The following is a 23,925-nucleotide window of genomic DNA, read 5'->3' as shown; positions in this document are numbered from 1 at the left end:
TAGGAGGAGGGATTACCTCCCCTTGCTTTTAGCTTTTAGCTTTTATTAAGCTTGTGAGCTAGTAAGACCTATTACTGTAGTAATCTTTCTTAATTCTTGTGGTGGAACAATTCCAAGTTCAAGACTTGCTTCACCTAATACTTCTTGTTTAGCTGTTGCTACAAGGCTGTAAGAGTATTTTTGGATTACTCCATTTTGTACAAGTAAATCTAATCTCTTAGCTATTGCTGCTGATAAAGCATTTCTCTTTTCTATAGTGTTAGCTTCACCAATATATGGATCTGCTACTTCTCTCATAGCATCTGCAACATCTCTTATTACTCTTACAGTTGATAATCTTGCATAATCACTGTTTTTAGCTGCAGCTGTTGGTGCATCAACTACATATGCTCCTGCTGATGCATTTCCAGATTCTAAATACTTCAATTGAAATGCAACCATTCTATTTCCTATAATGTCATTTAATTGACTGTTAGAGAAGTTAAATTTAAGACCTGTAGTACCAAGCATTTTCTTGTTAGTAGGTGCAGATTTAGAAGCTAGCGTAGATGTATATGCCATATACATTACTGCTGCATTTCCTTCTCTTAAAGCATTTACTGAATGATTAAACAAAACCTTTGGTCCTGCTACAACAGATATATACTTACCAAGATCAAATTTATTACCTTCGCTATCCTTAATTGGAGAACCAGCTTCATCTAACATGTAATAAGTGTTATCATATGTTGCAAGATACTTAGCATATTTTTGAATATTAGCTAAGGTTGTATCCTTAATTGGCTTCATAGGTATTGCACCTATTGTTGTTTTATTTCTGTAAGATGATATTGCACAATATAAAGCTAATTCATATGCAAAGTTAGCATTTTTATCACTTAATTTATCATCTGCATATACGCCAACTGGAACAATTTGATCAACTTGATAATTTTCAAGGATTTGATATGCTCCTTGAGCTAAAATAAATCCATTTCCATCTCTTTTACCAGATAAAGCTTCAAATAATTCATCTGCAGTTAAATCTGTTCCATCTTCACCATTTGATAAATATGAACTTGAAACTACTAAATTAGCAGTTAATTCATTTTCATCTTCTGTATATGCTTCATATATATTATTATTAGCAGTAATTGCTTCTGCTAATAATCCAAAAGTAGGATAATCAATTGAAGTATATACCTGTGGTGCTTCTGATAAAGTTTGTTTACTTTCAGGTTTAGTTATAATAACTTTTTTCCCCATTACACTTCCATCAGAATTTATTAAATCTTTTACTTCAACAATTCCTTCGTTATATACTTCTCCACCAAAAATTGATTGAATTTTAATTGAAGAATTAACATTTGCTGTAGTTTGAACAAAATAACTTACAGAAATTGTTTGGTTCATTTTAAAGTTTTCTTTAATTATTTTTATAGTATTTGTTGCTGCATCAAAAGAATAAGCAGAAGGATCAAGAACCTTTGCATTATCTATGTATAATACTGGTTCTGAACCTGTGGCAGCTGTATTTTTTAAAGCAACTACTTGTAAGCTTGTAGCAGCTGTGGCTCTAACATCATGTCTTGCATAAGTATAACTTTCATATTGAACTGTTATAGCATCTCCAACCTTTACTGATGTATCACTAATTATAATAGTAGTTTTATCACCATCTAAATTGTATAAAGTTACACTTGAAGCATCTGCTTTAGCTACACTGACAATTTTATCAGCATTATTACTTAATACTACGCCATTTTTAATGCTTGATAAAGCTTCAACTGTTACAGTTTCAGTATTTGCATTAGTTTTAACTTCCTTATACTTAACTTCAAGAGAAGCTCCAGCATCACATGCATTTGCATTTAATTTTAATTTTTTATTTGCGTCATCCAAGGTGTAAGCAGTAGCGTCAACTTTTCTACCTTTTGCATATACTTCTAAACTAGTTTTGTCATAAGCTGTACCAGCTGTTATTGGTAAACTTATTTCTGTTGCATCATTTCCTGAAATATAAGCAATCTCATTTTCATCAATTCTTTTTGTATTAGTAACTGAATCGCTAGTAGTTTGTATAACTGTTGATGCTTTTGAGCCTGATATTCTCATTAATCTTATATCTCTGCATCCTGCCTCATATGCTTGCTTAAAGGCATGCACGAGTGTTGCTCCATTTGGAACATTATTTGAATCTGTGTCAGAACCAAATATTAATTCAGCTGATTTATAATCTACTGCTACTGGTTCCATTATTGGACCATCAACAGCAGTTCCTAGAAGAAGTAAACTGTCTGTAGATGCATCTGTTTTTTCAAATCTAAGTGCAGATCCACCATCCTTAAATTCGATTAGCATTCCAGGTAAATTTGGATATAAATTTCCTAAGCTTGTTGCCATTTAAATATCCCCCTTATAGGTTATATTATTTTGTATAACATCAGATTTTTTTTCTGATGCGAGGGTACTTTCAAGATATATTTTGTCTTCAATCCTTTTAATAGTACTCACTCTTACTGTATTATTTCTTTCTAATCGAAGGAAATAATGTAAACATGTCATAGGTGTGCTGCTCATATAATTTAGACTATTTTGAGCTGGAATTTCTTTTAGAAAATAAATTTCCCTAACTCCATTCTTTTTTAAATAGCCCGCATAAGTCAGCATAGTCTCTTCAAATCTATTCATGAGATCTCTTGAGCCTTTTGCTTTATCACAGCAAAAGTTGAATTCGACTATGCAGTCAAAAGACTGTCTGTAAACTATAAACGCATCACCAGTAGCTTTGCCGTCTACAACTTCCTTTATTGTCTCTGTCTGCTTAGGCTTTATGTTTGAGCCTGTTGTTATTTCTCTAAGATTAGTTGAATAGATTATTAAAGGCATTGTAATATTTAGTTTATCAATATCTGAAGTAATTTTTCCCCAATCACTGCCCCATGCTGTATTTAACATATTACTTAACAATTGGCCGAATTCATCAATTGTTTTAATATTCCCTTCAGCAGACAATCTTGTTGAGGTTAAATCTTCAGGTATCTGTTCATTAATTACTGTTTGGTTGTCTTCTTTTGTAACACCTATTTTGCTTTTTAAATCAAAATATTTTTCCATAACACCATTAAAAATTTCATCATTATCAATCATTTTCTGCACTTCCTCTTGTATAAGCTGCAAGACCTGCATAAGCTCTAATACCTTCTGTCATATATGCTGTTTTAAAAGATAAATCTAGCAGTAAATGCCCCTTTTCTGGAATCGTCATACTGTTAATTGAAAAGCCCCTTAATATGTTTTTACCAATCAAATGCTCTAATAAATCTAAAAGCTCACTTTGTATTTTCTTAGTTTTAATTAGATGATTAATATCTTCTCCAATATATTTAGATAAAAGTTCATTAACCCTAATCATTACAAGCTGACACATTCTTATATTACACAAATATTTAAAGTTTATGTCATCACTTGCAGTTACTCCGCTTGAAACAACTACTGATCTTTTTAATGCACTATATCTAAAGGCAGTAAATCCAAGTTCTCTTATTTTAGACAGGCTCATATTATCAAAATCATTGTAAACTGTAAAAGACTTTGGAAGTGGTTTATTAGTAGTATTTTCTGTTACCTGAATACTTGCAATTAATGTGGCATATAAAATATAGGAATTATACACTCTTGTTCCATAAGTGGTATATATATCTCCCACACATATGGTTATTAGTTGTCTATATTTATCATAAAAGCTATTCTTATTATTTAATTTTTTTAAATACTGCAACTTTAAATAATATTTATCTTGATCCAAGAATACCTTTCCGTTTGGATTCATCCCCATAATTCCATGAGTAACACATCCAAATCTAAGCTGCCTTCTTAAAAACTCTAAAAGTTGATTATAGTAACTTAAATATTCATTGGTATCCGCATCTTTAAGGGTAATATATTCTCTTTCTAAATCAAAATATTTTTCAAGAGCATCAGCATCATCAGTGAAAGTATCATCATAATAGCAGTCTACAGGGATTATTATATCTATTTTCATACCTTCTAATATGTTATAAGTATCACTCAAACAATTGTAGATCATATTTTTGTTATAATATATTCCACTGTTACCACCCTTTAAGGTGTTGCTTTGTTCATTTACTCCAACTAATGAAGTATTAGCCATTGTCTTTGGATCACAAGATAAATAGCAGTATACTGAACTATTCATAAGCCTTGTGTCTTCATTTATTTCCTCTACTAAATCATACAAGGTTTTATAAATTAAATTTCCAGCTTCATCTCGAATATCATTACCATTTTCATCAGTTTCATTGTATTTATATTGGAGATGATAGTTTCCAAGGGTACCTGTTGGATATCTTATATAAAGAGAATCCTCTCGAATGATAATTTGTACATCATTATAGATTTCATTTGCATATTGGGCTTTAAAATATAAGCCATTTTCCTCTATTTCACTATTTGGCAAATTTATATTTAAGTATAATTCTGAATGTTTCCCTGTTACTTTAACCATAAAAACTTCGCACTCAAGATCACTTTCCTTAATGACTCTAAAAGCATCTAAAAGACTACCCTTTTCGCCAAATACCTTTTTCACATGATTAGCTGATGAAACCTTTATAGGCAAATTTACTGGTCCAAAATCTGCTGTCCCAAGTAAAAATATTTTTTTCCCATAATAACTATTTGTTTTTTCAGCCATAGCTTCTTACCCCCTTCCATTGATTTCTTTTTAAACTTAGCAAGAACACTATTGGGATTTCTTTAATATGTTTTAATCCCATGCCCATCCCCATGCATTTAATTTAGCACCTTCATAAAATACAGCTTTCATAACAATTTGATCCTTCTCTGAATTTGTATTTGTAAGCTGAGTTTTAACATTTGGTTTTATTTCTTTAAAGGTTGCTCCACCATCTGCGGATGCAGAATAAACTATTTTGCTATTAGGATTTTCACATATTTCATCGACTGATAATAATATGCTCTTTACTTTTTCATTTACTTCCTCTGGCTTTGTTTGAAGATAATTTCCACCTGCATAACCATAGGAATTATAGAAAGTATACTTACTATTGCTTTGATCAATAAAGTTTTCATCTGATAAAGTATCTATGGTCATTTTCATTAATCCATTTTTAGATGCTTTTGTATAAGTATCTATTTTAAAATTTGTCTTTATTAAATTTATTTGTATTTCCTCTAAATCTGAATGTAATACTAAAGAAGTTGTCTTTAATGTATAACTATGAATAATAGGCAGTTTTTTAGCATTATCTGTAACGCTCATTACTGCTTTAACTCTGAAATCTGGTGCATCTAAATGGGTAAAGACAAATTCTTCATTTAAATTTATCTTATTATAATTATTTCCTCCATCATAGCTTACAAACCAATCTATAACTCCATCATTTTCTTCATAATCTGCACTTAAGACACCTTTTCCATCATCTTGAACTTCCTCAATTCTTTTTGAACAATATTCTGATTGTCTTGATACCCCATTATTATTATTCCACGTTTGTATTGTCATATTATTTATTGTTGGAGAACAGTTATAAGTGTCAGATTCTAAAACTGCTTTCATTGTAATTTTAGATACTGGACCATCAAACTTCGCTTCATCTCCGCTGTTTATGTTTGTCCATATTCTTTTTACATCATCTAAATAATAGAATTTTATATTCGAAGTTACTTTTCCTATTTTAATGCTGTATATTTTTGAATTTGCATTATTAACAGTATAATCTGCATTATTTCCTACAGAATATAATATTAATAATTCTCCATTAAAAACACTAATATCAAATTTTTGAAGCATTACTGTATCCAATTGTTGCTGCCAAAGAATTGTTTCTTCTATAGTTTGATTTAAATCCATGTCAAACGCCATATATTTCAAGCATAATCTAGTTACAGTATCACTAGTTGGTGCCATGTAAAATAAATGTAGTTGATTATCAAATTCTATAACTTCCATAAACTTGTTATAATTATTCTTATTTACATCTAATATTGTGGAATTACTTATCTCTAAACTATGAGAACAAGTTTCTAACTGAATAGTATTATTTATTGTATTAGTTATTGTTAAATAACTGCCAGTTCGACTATCCCAACTTACATCATATCTTCTAAGATTTGCTGTTTTATCATTAATAAAATTAGATAATATATATAGTTTATCATTAGATCCATAATATACAGCATTAAATGCTGGAGTATTATTTATAACACCAGGGTCTGATACAGCATCTTTCAACACTCTCCAATCATAACTTGTGTTACTGGCAAGGCAATTAAAAACTTTTTGATTAACATCAATACCAAGCTGTAATGAATATAATGATGATACAGATACACTACTTGCAAGAGTATAAGCACTTTTATGAGCATTAAGTATTACATTGAAATACCCATTTTGTATGAATCCATTTGAGCTAAATCCACTAACACATTGTAATGTGTTGTTATCCCACCAATCATTGTTTGAAGGCAATGTATTATATTGTTGTTTTATCAGCTGTATATTAGTTAGACTTTCCGATAACGAACCTGTCATTTTATAAGCTATAAAGTTTCTATTATCACCACCACGCCCTTGATTACTATAATAATCATATTGATGAAAACAATATGAGCCTGTTAATATAAAAATAATATCATCTTTTATCAATATGGTAGGTTTTTGACCACCATATATTGAGTGAAGTTGCCCAGAACTAGTATTATTATACAAATAATAACCTTGATAATAACCTATCTTATTTGTCTGCCCATTTTCATTTATTAAAACCACAGTATCGATAGGTGATGTCCACGTGTTAGTACCATATCCATTTTGAACACCGCTATGTAATCTGGTTACAAGGATGCATACATTTTCTTCTGTAAATTTGATGTCACATGGGCCAAAAATTGGGTAATTAGCATTAGTATCAGTTGTATCAAATACTGCACTATTAGCTAAATCATATGATTTATATACTGTCATATCTTTATTATATATAACCATATGGACCTTATTAGTAGCACCATAACTAAATTGTTCTGAGCTCAATACCCAAAGCCTTCCAAAATTATCTACTTCAGATACAAACCACAAATTACTATTCCTTATTTCCTGTGGAGATATTGATGAAATGGTATCTTTATTCTTGTAATCACAGTCAAACCTCATTCCTACAGCGTTATCAACATCAATAGACGATAATCTTAACGTACCTGTTAAATCAGAAGTACTGCTTAACGATACTTTATTATCCTGCCATTTAATATCAGAAGAATTATCATAATCTACATAACTATCATCCTTATTAAAATCTATGAAAGTTGTTTTCAAGTACTGTTTTGGTATAATCCCCTTTGAAGTCATAGTTACAGTAGATTTATAAAAATCTATGTAATCATCATTAGAAAAATCATAAGTAAAGGTGCTGTTTATGCTCATTAAATTATTTTCTAATACTGTTACCCTATTTGACAGATTATCATAATTTGCCTCATTTGCAGTACTATTTTTCTTTTTGAATATTTCATATGTTTCTACATTAAATCCACTCATTCTTTACACCAGCTCCTTAAAAATTGTATTAAATATTAAATCAATATCGGCTTTTGCAATTGGTTCGAAATCACTTGATCCTTCTCCTGAATTTCCACCTGTACTTGAACCAGCTCCATTTGAATCTGAAAATACGATTGCTACAGCTTCAGTACCATTATCAACTATTTCTATTAGTTTTCTATTTTCATCATAAATATACTTTGCACTTTTAGTTGTACCATCTTCTGTAACAGTTTTTGTTAGGACATCCGAATAGTTATTGTAGGTGTATTCAATTGTTTTATTTATATCCCCTGCATAAACTTCCTTTAAAACATTACTATTATCATCATAGGTTATAGTGCAGGTGAAGCTTTTAGCTCTTGTCCCATCTATTGGAATGTCAGTTCCTGTATCATCAATGCCTATAAGATTACTCTTATCATCATAAGAATAAGTTGCAGTTTTTATAGTATCATCCTGAATAACTGTTTTTTTAGATATATTCCCATTTCCGTCATACTCATATTTAACAGTTTTGTTAATGTTTCCTGTATATATTTCCTGCAATATATTCCCGCTAGTTTCATGATAGACATATTGCACATTATGAGCAGGCTTTACTATACTTCCAGAACTATATTTAAGCATTTTATCTTCAAGAATCTTTAAATAATTTAAAAGTACCTCATATTCACTTTTACTTACTGGTCCTGAAATATAGTTAATTAAATAGGTTCCATTTTCCTCAAACTTTATTTCTAAAGTTGTATCATCTGGGTAATCTACAGTATAATTTCCTTTATATAATGCATTGTCTTTAATTATTGTCGGTGTTATAACTTTTAAATCTGTATCTAATATTGTGGTCTTAAATACTTTATTATCATCTGTAGCCTCAAATTTTTCCTGATGAATAGAGCTGCTTCCATTAAAAATAGTATCTTTATCTGGAACTCTATTTAATCTATTATTTATTTCATCTAATTCTGTATTAATTTTAGTTATATTACCTTCATTAGTTTTAATATTTGTAGTATTTTCAAATATATTTTCTGTATTATTACTTATTAAAATCTTGCAGGAAGCATATAGCGACTGCATGACTGCTGCTTGATTGTCTAATGCACTTTGAGACACATATTTTTCAGCTAAATCTGAGGCAGGAATTCCACCTATTGGCTTTATATATTTACTATCTAAAGCATCTTGAAGTCCTATTATAGCTGATATTGGATGTTGGTTAGGTTTATCTAATCCATCTAAAAGATAATGGGCATTTGTTGTGATTTCTTTTCCTGTAACTTTTAACTTAATTGACATTTAAATCACCCTATTCCAATATAATTGAGAATTCATAATCACTATTTATCTCAGAGTATAGTACGTCTTTAGTTATTTTTAATTTAAATATTTTAGATTCCCCTGGAGTAAAAGAAGCCTCTATTGATTTATAATATTTATCTGAAGTTTCTTTTGCTATGTCCACATATTCATATGCTCTATTTAATAGGGAGTGATAGGTTACCTTTAAACTTTTCCCTATTATGCTGTAAGGCTCTTTGTTGGTTACAGTTAAATTAAAAATTGTATCACTTGATATTTTCCCTAAATCGTACATTTTTTCTGAATCTAATATGTCATTATTTATTTTGAATTCCAAATTATAATTAAACTCGTATATATCCCCACCATAGATCTCATTAAAAACCTGAGCTGCGATTTCTTTATTATCGCTTCTGTTGTAGACTTTAACTTCAATATTATTTAACGGAAATAGCTTATCGATACAGTCTAAAACGATTCTCGTATTATATTTTTTAATATCAAAATCATTTGTTATTTCTACACCAGCTTTAAAAAGCTTAATATATGTTGTTCTATCAAAATTATTAAAAGTAACATAATTATTTTTATACATTATGCAATCATATATTTTTAATTCTTTATTTTTTCCATAGTTATAGAAACCTAAATTATTCATATTAACAAGTTTAGTGTTACCATAATTTTTCCATGTAGTGCCATTATCTGAAGATGCATATGCATATAATATTCCATATTCATCTATACAAGTCTTCATATTTGTACAAATAATACTATCATCACCACAGACTTCGAAATTAACTACAGAATCCGTTACTGACCTCAACAAAATTCCAGCTTTGTCATCTTGTGATCCTGGAGTATATGCTATTTTGCTCTGTACCACATACTGATTTTCAGTAGGTATTGGTATTAATAATTCTATGTTTTCATTTCCCTGTAATAAAGAGATAGAGTCGTTATTTTGAACGACTCTATCTTGATTATTCGGGCTTAAATCCCACAATAGAGATATATCGCCATCAAATTTTTCTGAAAATAGTAATCCAGATGATGATTTAGCTAAACTAGACATCTCTGTTATTGTTCCTCAAATACAATTTCAGTAGAAGCTGGAACTACTTGAACTATTTGTACATTATCAACACCATATTGTTGCATTAAAGGTTTTGCTATCTTCATAGCTTGTTTAATTGTATCCGCCACCGAAAATACTGCCCATACAGAATGTGGTATCTTTCTAAAATTTGCTGCTTGAACCCATCCATTATATCTCCATATGGAGTCACTATCTGTTGGCCAGCTTGTCCTTGTATAATATAAGGCACAATCATAATCTCCCGCAGCTGTACTTGATCCAACTCCTGACCAAGCACTTGTATTAGTAATTGGAGTATTATTAGCTGTATTTATTGGCTTAAATTGAACTTGATATTTAACCATTTTAGTTCACCTCGTTATTTTTTAATGGTAAGTCGTTTACCTTTTAATTTATCAGTATGATGTAAATCAAAATATTCAATCATCTTATATATTGCAATTGTAGCAGGTGCTAAATTTGTTACTGTAGCTTTTTCTCCATCTGTAACAAGTAAAAGCTTATTGAATAAATCTTTGAGAATAGGATTAACATCTCCTAGTTTTCCTTTATATCTTACAGTAAAGTTTCTTGTTGGATAATTTGCTATGCTTGCACTTGATATTGCAATACTTTGATTGATATCTGTTGGCTCATACTGAATAGTTATTTTATTTTCTAATTCTAAATTTAACTCATATATTCCTGGTTCATAAATAGTTTCTGTAACATTATTATCATTATCAGTAATTAATATACTGCTCTGTGAATTACAATTGTATAGCTTAAAATGTAAATCTAACTTAGGAATTTGCTGTTTATGAGTATTTACAAATGTTATGTTGCATGGAAGAGTCTTATCTATAGGCTCTAATATATAATTATCAGTGATAGTCATATTATTAAGCACTGTCATATTATTAAAATCATTTAAGCTTTTATGTGCATAATCAACACTTATCTTCTTTGTTGCAAATTCTACCTCATATTTGCAATTGTTTAATATGGCCATTTCTGAATACCATCTAAAAAGTTGTATACACCTTTCAGCCATTTTCATCTTTGCTTCATCATGAGGATACTTTTTCTCAAAGAAATCATATAAAAATTCCATCATATCACTTAAAACATCTACAGCATACATTGCAGCATATTTATATATACTTGCTTTCCATCTTGATTCAAGTAAGGTTATAAAATATTTTAAAAATCCTACATCTAAATCAATATAATCTCTTCCTATATAGTTATAAACTTCAATTGGATTTTCAATTGGAAGTTTAACTGTATATCTCATGCTGCTCGCATCATAATCAGTTATATATTCTGGCTTTATCTTGCCATCACTATCTATAAGTTCTCTTAAAAAGGATGTATAATTGTAATCCTTATGAGGCAGCAAGAGCTCATCTATAAGCCCATTATTGACTTCTTCATTCCAATCTTCATAGGAGTTAATTACTGATACAAATTCATAGTTATCTCTGAATGATTTCTTATCTTTAAACTTATTTACATGTACCTCTTTAACAATATAATCAATTTTAGGCTGCTCAAGATTTTTGCTTGTTTCTGATTTAAGTTCTTTTTTATAAATGAAATACTCCTCAGACATATGTTTCATTTCATTGAATTTCTTATTTAAAGTCAACTCATCTTCAATGATTCTTGAATGCTTTTCTACTTTTAATCCTAATATATCATCATCTTTAAATATTCCTTTTGAATTAAGATCCACCATCGATACATTATCTTTTAAGTTTATGCTCTCATTATCTTTATGAACAAATTCATGATTTTCTAAGTTTATACCCTCATTATCTTTACCCATAAACTCATGCTCCAGCATATAAAGTTTCTTATTTTCTAAATGAGAATTTAATAAATCACCTATATAGCTGATATTTCTGTCATAAGTGCCAATACCAAAAGTATCATACATTCTTATACTGTCTAAATCAGTAGTTACAAAATAATTTTTATCATCAATATACATTTTTTTGTCTTCATTTGCTGCAAAATAGTTAATTTCATTTATTTGAGTAGCACTTCCATCTAATGCAGCATTTAATATGCTGTCATCTATTTGAATACTCTCATTATATTTGTAAAGACTTATATCTCTATACTCTCTATTTGTAAACTTATCGCCTTTATTTATATAGAAATATTTATATTCTCTAAATGCATCAATAATATTTTTATTTACAAAATAATCTTCATATTGACGTTTTAAATATGAGCTTGCCTTAGACACTGAATAATCTTCATATTGACGCTTTAAAAATGATCCAGACTTAAATATATAATAATCTTTATACTGAAGCTCTAAAGGCTTTATATCCTTTGAAATTAAAGAATTCTTTAAATATTCCTGTGCTTTAACCCCATGCTTTTCTATGGTATACTGCTCCTTCAAGTAATATAGATCTCTATTATTTATACTTACAAACTCGTTATCTAAATAATACATTTCTCTGTTGTCTATATTTAAAAAGCAATTATTTAAATAAAATATATATCTGTTTTTTATATCTAGAAAATAATTAGAAAATCTATCATTCATACTTTTTGAATTAACAGACATGCCTAGCAAAGTTTGTATATCTAAGCTATGATATCTTATAGACTTTTTGAGTCTTTCAATAGTATTTATAGTTTGGAATATTATCTTTCCTCTGCTTACTATCTGCTGATCTCTGCTTAAATCATTAGTTTCTATTAATTTTTTAAAGACGAATTCTTCCTTATATAAGTTAAGATTTCTCCTATTTGAAACATTAGCAGTTATTTGTTTTTTCATAGTAGCATCATATTTATATGGGCTAAAAAGCATTTTTTCCTGCTCATATATCTTTAATTCTTTTTTATATGAAGGTAATGACATATTTATTAATGGATTACTATTAAAAATGTCCTTTGAATACTTTTTTACAAACAATTCATCATATATATATAATGGTTTTCCATTTTCCATAAAATTAATTAAAGCATCACTAAAACTAACTTCCTTATATTTTTTGCTTACAAAAATTGAATCATTTTGTATCTTTAGCTTTTCTTCTTCTGGAATATTTACCATAGTACAACATAGGGAGAGCTTTTTATCGCTCCCTATGTTGAAAGATACTTGATTAGTCCTTTTAAGTCCTATATTAAAGGATAAATCTCTTTTCATATTTTTTTAGCTTTTTGTTGTAGGTGTTGTAGTATCTGTAGGAGATTTTGTATCTTGAGGTAAACTTAAAATTATTAATTGGAAAGGATTAGAAGCAGTTTCTGAATTTTTAGAAATTGTAGCTTTCAATGTTATTTTTCCATTTTCCTTTCCATATATAGGTCTAGTGATTTTAGCTGTTGTTACTGATGCTCCTGGTATTAAAGCTATATAATCACTTGAAGTTACATCTTTTCCACTAGCATCAACTAATGACCACTTTATTGTAACCCCTACTAAATCTACATTAGAATCAATTAAATTTGGCAAGGTCATATCAGTTGTTATTTCATTTACTGATTTATTATCTCCAATAAATAAATGTGGTTCTACTAAGCCTTTAACAGCAGCTACTGCCTCAGCATCACTTATAGGAAGTGGCGCTACAATATATACTGGTAAAGTAATAGTTGCAATGTCTTTTAACCCTGTTAAAGATAAGTCACATTTTAATGTAAATGTAATTTGACCTTTAGTATAAGCAGGTCTTGTAACTTTTCCTGTTGCTGCATCTACACAAGTTGCATCAACAACTGACCATTTCGCAGTTACTCCTTGTGTTCCTATAGTTGTAGGTAAATTTAAATTATCAGTTATTGCTTGGGAATCTGTATTTTTTCCTTTTACTAAATCCCATGTGATTTGGGCTCTTGCATCTGCTATTTCATCTTCTAATGTCCATTGATTTACTGTAACTGTAAATGTTTCTACTAACTGTGTAGCTTTCTTTGTAATCGGATCAATCTTTGTAGCAGTTGCAGTTAAAGTTACAGTTGCATCTCCTGCTCCTACAGCTGGTCTAGTTACTAAACCATCATTGGTAATTGCATCAGGCATCTTAGATACCCAACTTATTGTACTTCCATTAGCACCACTTATAGGTAGATCTATCTTTGGACCTTTTGTTTCTGAAGGAAGTTTTATACCATTAATATCTAACTGTACAGCTTTAGAATCTGTCATTCCCTTCATTCTAACTATAACCTTCTTTTGGAATTCGCCTTTAAATGCTCCAGCGCCAGTTCCATGTGTTATTGTTGCTGTTAAAATAACTTCTGGATTTACCTTGATATTTTCATCAAAATCTGGTCTTGTAACTTTTGCTTCAATCATGTCTCCAACTTCTTTACTAACATCAATTAATGTTTGAACACTAGAAGTCCATGTAATTGTTGCTCCATATTTACTTTTTTCCAATAGATTAAAATCTGATATAACTTCATTTAAATCCTTATATTTTTTCTCAAGCTCATCTATTGCAAAATCCACGATTTCTTGATCAGTTGTTGGAACTGGATATATATATTCCTTTAATATACCAATTCCATATCTTCCATTTGGAGAATTAGCAAATGGACAGTACGGTGCAGTTATTGGAAGGAATACATAGGTTTCCTCTGGCTCATCCTTATACTTTTCAAAATCTTTATTTATAATTAATTCATCAAAGGCATTTAATGAACTTGTATCAATAGTAATCAAGCCTCCAAGGATTCCTCTTGGACCTTCTGATGAATGAACTACTTTTATTTTATCTGCAAAATATTCTGATGTATAAACAGATTTACCATATAATTCTTTTTCCATATATTGTTCAGTACTTGCAAAATATAAGTAATGTTTTTGGAAATAATCTTTAGTATAAGTAGCATACATTGCAAAATCTGTAATACCAGTAGCTGTATTTTTACCATAAGTAGTATCATGATTTTCTGCTACTGCATTACCAAAACCGTCTCTTATTACTCCTGGTACCTTCTCTGAATATTCTGTATAATATGAGAAATTATAAGTTAAATTCATTGTAACTGGTGTAAAAGTACCATCCGCAGCCAATTGTCCAAGTTGAATTCTAGAGCCTGAAAGTACTTTATTGGTAACACTTTTACCTACTAAAGAAGTTAATAATTGATTTACCGGTAATGTCATAGTAATCTTTGTTCTATCATCTTCTTGATAATTTACCTCAGGTATAAACGTAGCTGAAGTTTGAACCCCTACAGATTTAATAATTGTATTATTAAATTCATCTATATATCTGACTGAATCGGGTTGAGCGCTAAATGTAGAATATACTCTTATTGTAGAAGTATCTACATATCTATCCCCCCAAGCTGTACCACCACCTGGTAAGCTATAGTCATAAGGTATATTAGTAAGTTCCATTACTTGTTTGTTATATTCTGTACCAGAGTTAAATATACTAAGATTTGTTGCAAAAGCTAGTCTTGTACCACTTCCAACAGCACCAGTTCCTTGGGTAACAGTTGTTCCACTAATTATTGCTGGCTTTGCTGGTCTAATCTTAGTAATTGACTTACCCATTGCTGGTGAAGAAGAACTTGTAGCAAAGATACCAAAGTTTCCTGCTGTATCATTTATACTAAAATCAAAACTTTCAATTTGTCCTACATATGCACAGCCTATTAAATATCTGTTGTCACTAAAGTCAACATTTGGAGATCCCATAACGCCAAGTACAACTCTTGATCTATTAATATTTGCCCATATTTTAACTCTTGTATCCTTAGTTAATCCATCTAAAACAGGTACTCTTATTGTTCCATCAAGCATACCTGTCTTGCTGCCAAGTAAATCAGCTCTAAATTTTTCTTCAAAATCTGTATACCATGCTAACTTAACCCAATTCGATGTTCTTGAATTCCAAGTAGTGATATTTCTTGTTGTTGAATCAATTCCATTATCAGCAGGACCAGTTCCTTCAGCATTTAATTTATCAAAAATTCTCATGAACACATGGTGATAATTCCTTGCTACTACTGTATTTCCTGATGATATATCATTTGTATCAATTACATTAGGTATAGTTCCTGTTCTTTGAGTAAATGGATCATCTTTTTCACTATCACATAAATATTTAGGCATATAAATTTCAAGATACATAGTAATTTTCTCTACATTTAAATCTGAATTTACCCCTAAACTTGTTGAATTATTAGCTTTAATATCTTTAGGTATTGTTGTAGTCTTAAGGATTACTGTATCTCCTATTCTTTTTATTTGTTCTTCAGTAACAGCCTTATATTCCTCAGGTAATAAGTTATTCCAGTCATCTACATCAACTTTTATGTTATTTGCTGTTCTGTCTACTGCTGGATAAACTATTTGCCAGCATTCATCAATAATAGGATTAGCCGGCTTTACTACTTTTCCTGAGCTATCTATTATTTCCTCTGATTCAATTCCAAGTGTTAATAATCTAGATATATCTTTTACGATATTATCTGAGTCTGTTAGTATTTCATAATAAGCGAAATTTTCTGCCATTTTAAATACTCCTTTACTAAATTAATGCACGGACCCCTAGCCATATTTTTTTCTGAGTTCCGCTATCGTTTTTAAATATTAATTTTATTTTTGAAGAGGCTGGTGCTGCATAAACATACGTTGATGTACCAAGAAACAGCCCCTCTTTTACTTCTGAACAATACCAGTCATTAAACCACTGAACATCATTAAAAAATAAATCATAATGATCATCCTCACCATAGCCACTACAAGTTAATGTTATAGCAAGAATTTCACATTCTACGGATGGCATGTCCATTATGAACGTGTAATCCCCTTTAAGTGCAGGTATATCAAATTCTTTCATGAAATTGTAAGGCTGAGTTTTTGTAGCAAACCCTCTTATTCTTCCAATCTCATCTAAATATTTGACGTTTTCAACCTCTTGAAGGTTGTCTATATTTTTTATATTGTCTACATTTTCTACATTGTCTAATTTTTCTACTTCTTCTAAAGCAACAATTTTCTTTACTTTATCTATGTCACCGCCAACATTATAATTTGCAGTAAAAGATCCACTCAATAAAATCACTCCTTATAATGCATCCGAAATTTCATCATATTACAGCTGTAAAATAGCACTTTGTGCCTCAATTATTGAAAATAATTATTTGTATAAAATATACCTACAACTTTTTTCCAATTGTAATTGTGATAATATTATTTATTTTATAAGTAATAACAAATAATATTTTCAGCACATAATTCCAAGGTACCTAATAAGCTGCCATATGAAAATATTACTGTTTTTTCTTTTTACTTTTGCCCTTTTTACTCATTTCTTTATTAGGAGTAAGTGAGCAATATGTTGTGATTCCCATTTCTTCACTTTTCTCTTTCTGCTTTTGTGTATTACAATTTCCATAAAGAACACAATGTCTACAAGCAATTTTTTTAGAGTCATTCATTAAATTTAATATATTTTGTTTTTTTCTACTTCTAGCTTTTACTGCCATTTTAATTCCTCCAATGTCATTGGGTTTACGTAATCTAATTACCTGCCCATCTTATATTTTTGTATCACTTTATTGAAAAAAACTTCTGTATTTTGCTTTATTCAAAGCTGATACAGACACATCTCCAGAGATTAAGTTATAATTCATGTAAGCCTTAACCAAGGTATCAAATCTTTTTTGCATTGTATCCTTGCAGCTATTCTTCATCTCTGCAAGCTCAGTCTTACCATCCTTAAACGAAGATATCTTAGTAAAGGTATCCAAATAAGATAAAAACTCTTGTTTTTCTAGATAAAAATTCTTAATTGAAATAAGCAAATCATCTATGGAGCTAGATAAACTTTGATTTAAAGAATCTAAATTAACTGTTTCCTTATTGAAAGTTTTCTTTATTAAACTTTTTGCTGCAGTATCCAAATCAATTCCCTTAGCTTCTATCTTTATACTTTTTAAATCATAGCAAGTAGTACTAAGTACTGAAATAAAGTCACTTAATGCATAGGAAATCAAAGTGTCATAATACAGACTTGCATAATTTACCTTTTCATATTCATAATTTGCTTCTAAGGCCTGAATCTTACTTAAATACTCTTTAACTATAATATCTGCATCAGCTGGATTCACATTATCTCCAAAAACACAATTCATATATAAATCTAAAACTTTATTTATATCTTCATAAATTTTCTTTAAATATGAATAAGTTTCTAATTTATCAGAGCCAAAGTCTATATCGACTTTGTTGATGTCTAAAATCTTATTTATTTCATCCTCTGTCTTAGCAGCAAGATAGTCTGCCTCATATTTATTGCCTGTGAACTCGCCTTCCATTTCTTTTAGATAACCATTTACATCTTCCATAGAAGATAAAAATGAGTTAACAGTACTAGATGGAGAATTACTTAAAAAAATTCTTAAACATCTCGTTTTTGAATTACTGCTTTCATTGGAATACGTAATATCATTACTTCCAGAAGCATATTCACTATCTGATATTTTGCCAGATTTTCCATATATATTTAAATCAGGCTTATATGCTATAATTTCTTGTTCAATTCCCATAAAAATCCTAAGACCTTTCTTTTAGATAATTATTTATAATTTGGCTATACGGCCTATTGCAAAATGCATTGCATCCTTTGAGGAATAACCAAGCTGTCCAAGAAGTGTATCTTTTGAATCTAAGTCATGTAAAACTTTTCCTGCTGCAATAGCCCCTACTGCAGCTATAGATGTTCTCAATGCAAGCTGCTTTTTAGCATGGCTTTTCTCCTCTTTAGTTGCATTAGAGCTTAGAATTGTTTTAGCTGGCTCTTTAAACCAATCTGCCCCAATTTTAAACTTTGCCTGCATATCTATATCTTTTTTGAACTGCTCAGAAGTCTTACTAACCTCTTCTTTTGTTATATCCCTTAGATTAGAATTCTTTAAAAGCTTCTTAACTGCAAGATTTTCGTAGTTTGTTAGATCATTTTTACTCTTTCCCATTTTTTGAAGTACAGAATTAAACGCATGCTTATTAACCCCTGAATAGTCAGAATATTTTGTATTAATAATTGAATTAACTGCTCTTCTTCTTGTACCATCTGGCATTTTTAATAAATCAACAGCATCTTTTAATACTTTATTCACTATATCCACCCCCTTTTTAAGTCCATAAAAATAATAATTTTATGGAACTTAATAAGCTATCTTCATAGCTCTTTTTCTTGCTTCACTTCCAAATGCCTGACTCTTTTGCATATCTGAACTCATATTTTGAAGCTGTCTTTGCCTCATAGTTGCAGCAATTTCACTAGAATTAAAAAGCTTATTCCCAAGCTGTCCAGATGCTACAGCACCTGCTAAAGCTTCATGCTGAGCCTTTTCCCTTCCATACTGAAAGACTTTATCTACGCCTTTCATTACTACTTCTGCTCCCTCAACAAGAGCTACTGCTTCTCCCCCAAAAAGTCCAGTTGCAATTTCTGATATAGCTGTATTTGCTACATTGTCACCAAGAGTCCTTATAAAACTTTTATTATCGTCTGCTGCTTCTTTAGCTGAATTAAAAATAAGATCGGCACCATTTTCACGAATAAATTTAGTGCCAATATCTTTAAAAAATTTATAACCTGCCATATAATAATCACCTCAATTTATGCAGTGCTAATACTATTTCCCCACTTACAGCTGAATCCATGACATTGCCTTTAAAGCTTTTTTCAGCTAATTTTTTAGCTGTTTCCTTTATAGATTCAGGTGTTTCTCCTTTGCTTTTGCCTGCTTTCTTTGTAACTTTTCCTGTTTCCTTAGAATCATTGCCTGCATTTTTTACACTGTCATATACTTCTTTTATATTTGTGATTGTATCTTTTATAGTTTTATCTTCTTTTTCAGTGCCTTCCTCTGGTTTTTCAAGCATCTTAGTCAGCCCTGGAGAAAGGCCAACACCATCAGTCATATCAGATAATCTTCCAGATGTAATAGGACCTAATTTAGCAGCTTCATTAAGCTTTATTGCCTCAGCAACTGTAGCTCCAGCTACTATGGCACCTTTTGTAATAGCAGGACTAAATCCAGTTGAAGCTTTTAATGCTTTACTACCTAATACCTTTCCTAGTGCATTATATACATTCAAAAAACCACCCCAAATTCTTAATTATAAAAATAAACTGCCCGCTTAAGCAGGCAGTTATAAAAGGAAAGAAAAGAATAGATTAACAAACTCCACTCGTTTATTAATTACCCTAATCACTATTAATTTTGTTCTATATAATGTAATATCTGTTTTCAAACTCTTCATCTGTTTCTGGAAACCACTTAGTGCTGCCATCTTTATTTATTATAATGCTTCCATCCTTATTAAAAAGTGCAGGTGAATAATCATAAAGGCTAAGATAAACTCCGTCTCCAAAGATTTCATCATTATATACCTTTTTCCCATTGATTATTTGCTCATAGGCCTCCTCTGATGTTAAATTCTTGCCTTCTTCGTATACATAAAAGTCCTCTGCATTTATATCATCTATGGAAATTTCCCAGGTATATATTTTTTCTTCTTTAATGCCCTCATATACTGTAAACTTATTGTCTTCAATATACCCTAAATCCAAAATCACTGTATCACCAAGTTTTCTTATACTTTCTTCATCTAAATTTTCATATTCCTTAGGATCAACTATTTTAAGTCTCATTTTTGGATCCTTATGTCTTCCAACTTCTTTCCCAATCATTAATTCACTCATAGCCTCATTTAAATTCATTTTTTGCCTCCCGCAATTTATTTTTATATAATACACAAAAAATCAAAAGATTTGTCCTTTTAAGTGCCTTTAAATATCATTATTAATTACAGGTATAAATTTCTATTTTGCAATTTTTTATGATAAATATATATTTCAATTATCAATGCTTAATAATCATTAATCATTGAATGTTGATTTCCTTTGGAAATCTTTATATCTTGAATAATTATTTTTGCAACATCTATATATATGTTAATATAAATTTCCAGTATTTATGATATAATTAAATGGTACAATTGGTTACGGGCTACTTATACCACAATCCCTTAATGTTAGGGGGTGGTAATGTGAATGATAATTTAATGTTACTTTTATATGCAGGTAATTTTCTACTTGCATTGTTAACATTTATAGTTTTACTTATCAATAACATAAAAAAATAGTAGCCCATAGAGTGCAAATCTTGGCTACCATTTTCTAATTACTTAAATTTTTAAGTGGTATCAGTTGCTTCAACTGATTGTATACAGGGCTAAAACATACTCCAATATGTTTTAGCTCTTTTAATTTCTTCTTATCTTATTTTTATTATATCATATTTTTATTTTAAATATACAAGAATAATTTTCAAGATTTATTTAAGTTTATAATTTGGATTATTAAGCATATATTCACCAATCTTTAATAAGTCATCATTATCTATTGCCCCATTTATAGCTTGATCAGTAACATATTGTGGAAGAGAATTTGGATCTTCACCTAAATGCCTAGCATCGATTGCTAAGTCAAGAAGAGTAAATTCTCCACTACGGTTTACATCATCTGGTATTAAAATATCATCTATAGTTATGGTTGCTTCTCCGCATTCATCATATGTTAAATCTTTTTCCATCTGAATACCGTCAGAAATCTTACCCTTAATTATATCAACTAAGGCTTCTCCTTCAGCTATACCTTGAAAATAAAGCTTTAATATCACTCTCTTGGCATTTGCTATCCCTGCTAATCCTTCACTAGCAGTTATTATTCTTAATTCATTATCATCTTGATCTAATTTTACTAATTTTATACCTTCTACTTCATTTGCTCCTATGAATTTTAATTTAGTATTATCATACTTTATTAATGCATCTTCTGCTGCTATTTCTGTTATATTTTCTATAACTAAATTAGCTATTACATTTTCTTTTATATGAATTTTATCTTTTTTGGGCTCTATATCTAAAATTATGTCTCTTTTCACTGTAACAACACATGTTGTACTTAAACCACCCCAGATTGTAGCTGCTGTTATAGTTACTTGTCCTGGTTTAATACCTGTAATTTTACCTGTCGCATCTACAGTAGCTATTGAAGTATCACTTGAAGTCCAGGTTACTCCTATACCAACTGGATTTGTTGTTGCAGTTATCTGCTCTTCTCTTCCCTCAATCATTGTTATTTCTGTTTTATCTAAAGTTAAACTGCTCACATATTTATATTCATAATGAGTAGTTTCTGATACATTACCTGCATTATCTATTGCTTTGATATGAATATATATTGGTTTTAATAAATCTAAACCTGATAAAGGTACAGATATTGATAAATCTGAAGTGTCTATTTTATTATCAGGTTCTGTATTTTCTATATTATCAATAACATATGAATATCCTGCAATTCCTAATGTATTTACAGCAGATACTGTATTAGAAATTATATCATTTGTATTATTACCAGCACTAGCCTTAACATAATATTCATAGGTTGTCCCTTTATCATTTGGCTTTGAATAACTCACCTTTAAGTCTTTATCATCACTTAATACATTTGTAATAGTGACTTTATCAGGACCTGTTACATCCTGACCTTTATGATCATCACAAGAAGTATTACTTGTTAGTTGAGCTAAATAATATAATGTATTTGCAATAATACGAGTTTCTGCTTGTGATATCTGTGGGAAACTATGTCCACTATTAATAATAGCTGTATTGTTATAAGTATGAACATAAAAGTTATTTGTTCCACTTTCCCCTGTTGATGGAGAAACTGTTATTTCTTTAAATGTTCCATCAGTAAATCCTGTTGGGTTCACTGGGGTCATCCAAACATCTCCTTTTCCAAAAACCGATAAACTATGTTGAAGAGGAATATCAAAAACGGTTCCTATATCTCCAACTTCAAATGGATAATTGTCTAGTAATCCTTTTTTAGCTATTTGTACTTTTGATGAATAGTTCCAATAAACTGTACGATCTGCATTACTTAAGCTTGATGGATCATCAATTTCAAAAGATACTGTTGGAAATAAATTACCACTTGAATCCCTGCATGTATATGCACTATTACTATTTGCCTGCTTACGTCCAAATATTTCAACGCCAAGTTCCTTTGCTAGTTTATTGACTCCTCTATCCAATCCTCTATATCCTATAGTGTGGTGAGAAGTCATAAATCCTCCACCTTCATGAATAAATGTTCTAAGATATTCAATAGCATTATCATTAGGATACATTGTCTCAGGTAATAAATTCCACATGCCATAAAAAACGCAATCGTAATTCCATTTATTATTAGTTTTATATAAGTATTTAGACGGATTTGTATTAAAACTTGTAAGAGAAATGGATTCTATTTTAACTTCGTTTATATTCTCCTTTTCTAACCATGTCTTTAAAATACCACTATCAGGAATAACATTTCCATCTAAATCTTTTTCTCCGCCTGATAATCCTGTATTTTGAACTGGACTTGGATAGATATTTAATACTATCACATCCCCTCTTGCAGGGATACTTTGATAAATTTCTTCATTTTTTTCTTTTGAATAAACTCTATAGGTATATCCTTTCCCAAGATCTGTCCACTGAAGGTGAACATAATTCTGCCCTTCTATTGGTGTAGCTGTAACTATTAAATTTGTTTGTGTTGAATCAATATTTTCATTCATTGTCTTTACCTCCTAAAGTAAATTAATAATTTTCTAATCCATTTTTATATCCTTACTGAATTATGGATTTTTTACAAATATTTGATTTATTTAATAATTACAATGATAGTAATTAAATTTGTAATATTAAATTAAAACATAAAAATATATATTCCTATGTTTTAATTTTTATAAAATCTATGGTAATTGATTTTTTACTAAGGCAATAATTAAATTTTATCTTGTTAATATATTATCTATAAGTTCATATATTTATCTAACTATTAATTAATTATCATACTATTAATATTATTTACTTACAGTTTATCGAAAAATTAAATATAGCCTTAGACGTTAGTAT

The 23,925-nt window shown here is 29.8% G+C and carries 18 protein-coding genes; 1 reads left to right on the top strand and 17 read right to left on the bottom strand.

The annotated features are described in order from the left end of the window. Window positions 1-45: 45 nt before the first annotated feature. From L3B98_RS21645 to L3B98_RS21570, 16 genes are all read right to left on the bottom strand, one after another. Window positions 46-2,382 carry a phage tail protein gene (locus L3B98_RS21645; RefSeq protein ID WP_238918219.1) on the bottom strand — a complete coding sequence of 779 codons (2,337 nt, stop codon included), beginning with the start codon at window positions 2,380-2,382 and terminating at the stop codon, window positions 46-48. Continuing rightward, entirely contained in the window at window positions 2,383-3,129 is a 747-nt protein-coding gene (locus L3B98_RS21640; RefSeq protein ID WP_238918218.1) for a hypothetical protein, read from the bottom strand. It abuts the gene before it with no gap. Beyond that, window positions 3,122-4,696: a hypothetical protein gene (locus tag L3B98_RS21635; RefSeq protein WP_238918217.1), complete on the bottom strand. Its 1,575-nt coding sequence runs from the start codon at window positions 4,694-4,696 to the stop codon at window positions 3,122-3,124. The genes L3B98_RS21640 and L3B98_RS21635 overlap by 8 nt, the downstream gene beginning before the upstream one ends. A gap of 72 nt (window positions 4,697-4,768) precedes the next feature. Then, window positions 4,769-7,558, bottom strand: a complete 2,790-nt coding sequence (locus tag L3B98_RS21630) for a hypothetical protein (RefSeq protein ID WP_238918216.1) — start codon at window positions 7,556-7,558, stop codon at window positions 4,769-4,771. Window positions 7,559-7,561: 3 nt separating this feature from the next. Next, window positions 7,562-8,863: a hypothetical protein gene (locus L3B98_RS21625; RefSeq protein WP_238918215.1), complete on the bottom strand. Its 1,302-nt coding sequence runs from the start codon at window positions 8,861-8,863 to the stop codon at window positions 7,562-7,564. 10 nt (window positions 8,864-8,873) lie between these two features. After that, window positions 8,874-9,941, bottom strand: a complete 1,068-nt coding sequence (locus L3B98_RS21620; protein WP_238918214.1) for a hypothetical protein — start codon at window positions 9,939-9,941, stop codon at window positions 8,874-8,876. Between the two features lie 5 nt (window positions 9,942-9,946). After that, a complete protein-coding gene (locus tag L3B98_RS21615) occupies window positions 9,947-10,309 on the bottom strand; it encodes a hypothetical protein (protein ID WP_238918213.1) in 363 nt (120 codons plus the stop codon). Window positions 10,310-10,323: 14 nt separating this feature from the next. Then, on the bottom strand, window positions 10,324-13,122 hold the full coding sequence (locus L3B98_RS21610) for a hypothetical protein (RefSeq protein WP_238918212.1): 2,799 nt from the start codon (window positions 13,120-13,122) through the stop codon (window positions 10,324-10,326). A gap of 6 nt (window positions 13,123-13,128) precedes the next feature. Then, complete coding sequence (locus tag L3B98_RS21605) at window positions 13,129-16,449, bottom strand: immunoglobulin-like domain-containing protein (protein ID WP_238918211.1); 3,321 nt, start codon at window positions 16,447-16,449, stop codon at window positions 13,129-13,131. A 16-nt stretch (window positions 16,450-16,465) separates the two neighbouring features. Continuing rightward, complete coding sequence (locus L3B98_RS21600; protein WP_238918210.1) at window positions 16,466-17,002, bottom strand: hypothetical protein; 537 nt, start codon at window positions 17,000-17,002, stop codon at window positions 16,466-16,468. A gap of 208 nt (window positions 17,003-17,210) precedes the next feature. Then, window positions 17,211-17,426 carry a hypothetical protein gene (locus tag L3B98_RS21595; protein ID WP_238918209.1) on the bottom strand — a complete coding sequence of 72 codons (216 nt, stop codon included), beginning with the start codon at window positions 17,424-17,426 and terminating at the stop codon, window positions 17,211-17,213. Window positions 17,427-17,495: 69 nt separating this feature from the next. Further along, the gene (locus L3B98_RS21590) at window positions 17,496-18,488 is read right to left on the bottom strand and encodes a hypothetical protein (protein ID WP_238918208.1); all 993 of its coding nucleotides are present in this window, start codon (window positions 18,486-18,488) and stop codon (window positions 17,496-17,498) included. Window positions 18,489-18,521: 33 nt separating this feature from the next. Further along, the gene (locus L3B98_RS21585) at window positions 18,522-19,058 is read right to left on the bottom strand and encodes a hypothetical protein (protein WP_238918207.1); all 537 of its coding nucleotides are present in this window, start codon (window positions 19,056-19,058) and stop codon (window positions 18,522-18,524) included. A 48-nt stretch (window positions 19,059-19,106) separates the two neighbouring features. Then, complete coding sequence (locus tag L3B98_RS21580; protein ID WP_238918206.1) at window positions 19,107-19,547, bottom strand: hypothetical protein; 441 nt, start codon at window positions 19,545-19,547, stop codon at window positions 19,107-19,109. A 7-nt stretch (window positions 19,548-19,554) separates the two neighbouring features. Continuing rightward, window positions 19,555-20,046 (bottom strand): hypothetical protein, encoded by a 492-nt coding sequence (locus tag L3B98_RS21575; RefSeq protein WP_238918205.1) that lies wholly within the window; start codon window positions 20,044-20,046, stop codon window positions 19,555-19,557. 130 nt (window positions 20,047-20,176) lie between these two features. Next, the gene (locus L3B98_RS21570; RefSeq protein WP_238918204.1) at window positions 20,177-20,671 is read right to left on the bottom strand and encodes a hypothetical protein; all 495 of its coding nucleotides are present in this window, start codon (window positions 20,669-20,671) and stop codon (window positions 20,177-20,179) included. Between the two features lie 329 nt (window positions 20,672-21,000). On the opposite strand from L3B98_RS21570, the gene L3B98_RS21565 reads away from it, so the two are divergent. Continuing rightward, entirely contained in the window at window positions 21,001-21,096 is a 96-nt protein-coding gene (locus L3B98_RS21565) for a putative holin-like toxin (protein WP_017810920.1), read from the top strand. Window positions 21,097-21,287: 191 nt separating this feature from the next. Here L3B98_RS21565 and L3B98_RS21560 read toward each other — a convergent pair whose 3' ends face one another. Continuing rightward, on the bottom strand, window positions 21,288-23,585 hold the full coding sequence (locus L3B98_RS21560) for an Ig-like domain-containing protein (protein ID WP_238918203.1): 2,298 nt from the start codon (window positions 23,583-23,585) through the stop codon (window positions 21,288-21,290). Window positions 23,586-23,925: the final 340 nt, after the last annotated feature.

The organism is Clostridium sp. YIM B02555, from assembly GCF_022320955.1.
Classification (GTDB): Bacteria; Bacillota; Clostridia; order Clostridiales; family Clostridiaceae; genus Clostridium; species Clostridium saccharoperbutylacetonicum.
The sequence above is the reverse complement of the archived record's forward strand: the minus strand, read 5'-3'. Positions and strand labels throughout refer to the sequence as shown.

Excerpts from the sequence above, each read along its gene's own strand:
- L3B98_RS21645 (WP_238918219.1), bottom strand. The coding sequence starts at position 2,382 with ATGGCAACAAGCTTAGGAAATTTATATCCAAATTTACCTGGAATGCTA.
- L3B98_RS21640 (WP_238918218.1), bottom strand. The coding sequence starts at position 3,129 with ATGATTGATAATGATGAAATTTTTAATGGTGTTATGGAAAAATATTTT.
- L3B98_RS21635 (WP_238918217.1), bottom strand. The coding sequence starts at position 4,696 with ATGGCTGAAAAAACAAATAGTTATTATGGGAAAAAAATATTTTTACTT.
- L3B98_RS21630 (WP_238918216.1), bottom strand. The coding sequence starts at position 7,558 with ATGAGTGGATTTAATGTAGAAACATATGAAATATTCAAAAAGAAAAAT.
- L3B98_RS21625 (WP_238918215.1), bottom strand. The coding sequence starts at position 8,863 with ATGTCAATTAAGTTAAAAGTTACAGGAAAAGAAATCACAACAAATGCC.
- L3B98_RS21620 (WP_238918214.1), bottom strand. The coding sequence starts at position 9,941 with ATGTCTAGTTTAGCTAAATCATCATCTGGATTACTATTTTCAGAAAAA.
- L3B98_RS21615 (WP_238918213.1), bottom strand. The coding sequence starts at position 10,309 with ATGGTTAAATATCAAGTTCAATTTAAGCCAATAAATACAGCTAATAAT.
- L3B98_RS21610 (WP_238918212.1), bottom strand. The coding sequence starts at position 13,122 with ATGAAAAGAGATTTATCCTTTAATATAGGACTTAAAAGGACTAATCAA.
- L3B98_RS21605 (WP_238918211.1), bottom strand. The coding sequence starts at position 16,449 with ATGGCAGAAAATTTCGCTTATTATGAAATACTAACAGACTCAGATAAT.
- L3B98_RS21595 (WP_238918209.1), bottom strand. The coding sequence starts at position 17,426 with ATGGCAGTAAAAGCTAGAAGTAGAAAAAAACAAAATATATTAAATTTA.
- L3B98_RS21590 (WP_238918208.1), bottom strand. The coding sequence starts at position 18,488 with ATGGGAATTGAACAAGAAATTATAGCATATAAGCCTGATTTAAATATA.
- L3B98_RS21580 (WP_238918206.1), bottom strand. The coding sequence starts at position 19,547 with ATGGCAGGTTATAAATTTTTTAAAGATATTGGCACTAAATTTATTCGT.
- L3B98_RS21570 (WP_238918204.1), bottom strand. The coding sequence starts at position 20,671 with ATGAATTTAAATGAGGCTATGAGTGAATTAATGATTGGGAAAGAAGTT.
- L3B98_RS21560 (WP_238918203.1), bottom strand. The coding sequence starts at position 23,585 with ATGAATGAAAATATTGATTCAACACAAACAAATTTAATAGTTACAGCT.